A 1,867-nucleotide genomic window follows, 5' to 3' on the forward strand; every position below is an offset into this window, starting at 1 on the left:
GGTCGACGTTGTGGTGACCGAGGGCTTCGCCGGCAACATCGCTCTGAAGACCGCGGAAGGCACGGCGCGCCAGATAGCGGGTTATCTGCGCGCCGCGATGAGCCGCACCCTGATGGCCAGGATCGGCTACGTCTTCGCTAAGGGCGCCTTCAACCGCTTGCGCGAAAAGATGGATGTCGGCCGCTCCAATGGCGGCGTTTTCCTGGGGCTGAGCGGGATCGTCGTCAAAAGCCATGGCGGTGCTGATTCTGACGGGTTCGCCGCCGCGATCGAACTCGGCTATGACATGGTCCGCAACAACCTCCTCGACCGTATCGAGGCCGATCTGGACCTGTTTCATGCGCGCAACCCGCGCGCCCTGTCATCTAGGAAATCCGACGTCGTCACCGACGCAAAGGAATAGGAAAGAACTTTGATCAGATCAGTCGTGCGCGGCACGGGCGCCGCGCTGCCCCGCCGAATCATGAAGAATGCCGATTTCGAAGGCATGGTCGAGACCTCCGACGAGTGGATCGCCCAGCGCACCGGCATTCGCCAGCGCCACATCGCGGGCGATGACGAGACGACCGCTTCGCTGGGGGAAGCGGCGGCACGTGCCGCACTTGCCAATGCGGGCCTCACGCCCGCCGACATCGATCTGATCGTGCTGGCGACCTCGACGCCCAACAACACGTTTCCGGCCACCGCCGTCGAGATCCAGAACCGGCTCGGTATGCATCACGGCTTTGCCTTCGACATGCAGGCGGTCTGTTCGGGTTTCGTCTATGCCGTGACCACCGCCGATCTCTACATCCGCGGCGGCCTGGCCAAGCGTGTCCTGGTGATCGGGTCCGAAACATTCTCGCGCATTCTCGACTGGAGCGACCGGTCGACCTGTGTGCTGTTCGGAGACGGCGCCGGTGCCATGATCCTGGAAGCGGGCGAGGGCGCGGGCACGATCGCCGACCATGGCGTTCTGGCGGCCAGCCTGCGCTCCGACGGCACGCACAAGGACAAGCTTTTTGTCGATGGCGGGCCGTCGACGACGGGTACGGTCGGCCATCTCCGGATGGAGGGCCGCGAAGTCTTCAAGCACGCGGTCGGCATGATCACCGACGTCATCGAGGCGACGTTCGCGCAAGCCGGTATCTCAGCCGAGGATCTCGACTGGTTCGTGCCGCACCAGGCCAATAAACGAATTATTGACGCTTCCGCCAAGAAGCTCGGGATAGCTGAGCAAAAGGTGGTGGTTACGGTCGATTTGCACGGTAACACCTCGGCTGCTTCCGTGCCGTTGGCGCTGTCGGTGGCCGTTGCCGACGGCCGCATCAAGAAGGGCGATCTCGTCCTCCTGGAAGCGATGGGTGGCGGCTTCACCTGGGGCGCTGTCCTGGTTCGCTGGTAAGTGCCGAACGGTCCAGTTTCGGTCCTTGACCTTGACGGATCAATTACTTAGGCTCTGCCGTTGTTGTGCCGAATTTTATGTTTTGAGCTGATGGGACGGTCGCATGGGGGGAAAGACACTTACGCGCGCCGACCTTGCCGAGGCAGTTTACCGGAAGGTCGGCCTGTCGCGCACTGAATCGGCCGAACTCGTCGAAGCGGTGCTGGATGAAATCTGCGAAGCCATCGTGCGCGGCGAAACGGTGAAGCTGTCGTCCTTCGCGACATTCCACGTCCGCTCCAAGAACGAGCGTATCGGCCGCAATCCCAAGACTGGCGAGGAAGTGCCGATCCTGCCGCGTCGGGTGATGACCTTCAAGTCGTCCAACGTGCTGAAGAGCCGTATCTTGCGCTCCCATCAGAGCGGAAAGGCAAAAAGCGGAAAGAAATCCTAGAGCGCGGTTAAAAACCGCCACCGCCATGACGCCGGGCTTGAATATTGCTT

General features: G+C 62.0%; 2 protein-coding genes and 1 pseudogene. All 3 read left to right on the top strand.

Annotated features, from left to right (window positions below; all coding sequences use genetic code 11):
• A pseudogene (locus tag ENZ74_RS30705) lies at nt 1-403 on the top strand (phosphate acyltransferase); the annotation flags it as partial.
• Between the two features lie 9 nt (nt 404-412).
• Nucleotides 413-1,384, top strand: a complete 972-nt coding sequence (locus ENZ74_RS30710) for a beta-ketoacyl-ACP synthase III (RefSeq protein WP_024504674.1) — start codon at nt 413-415, stop codon at nt 1,382-1,384.
• 103 nt (nt 1,385-1,487) lie between these two features.
• The gene (locus ENZ74_RS30715; protein WP_127313252.1) at nt 1,488-1,817 is read left to right on the top strand and encodes an integration host factor subunit alpha; all 330 of its coding nucleotides are present in this window, start codon (nt 1,488-1,490) and stop codon (nt 1,815-1,817) included.
• The last annotated feature ends 50 nt before the right edge of the window (nt 1,818-1,867 follow it).

Source organism: Mesorhizobium sp. M7A.F.Ca.CA.002.15.2.1 (assembly GCF_003998715.1).
Classification (GTDB): Bacteria; Pseudomonadota; Alphaproteobacteria; order Rhizobiales; family Rhizobiaceae; genus Mesorhizobium; species Mesorhizobium ciceri.

Coding starts and splice junctions, on each gene's coding strand:
- ENZ74_RS30715 (WP_127313252.1), top strand. CDS start 1,488: ATGGGGGGAAAGACACTTACGCGCGCCGACCTTGCCGAGGCAGTTTAC.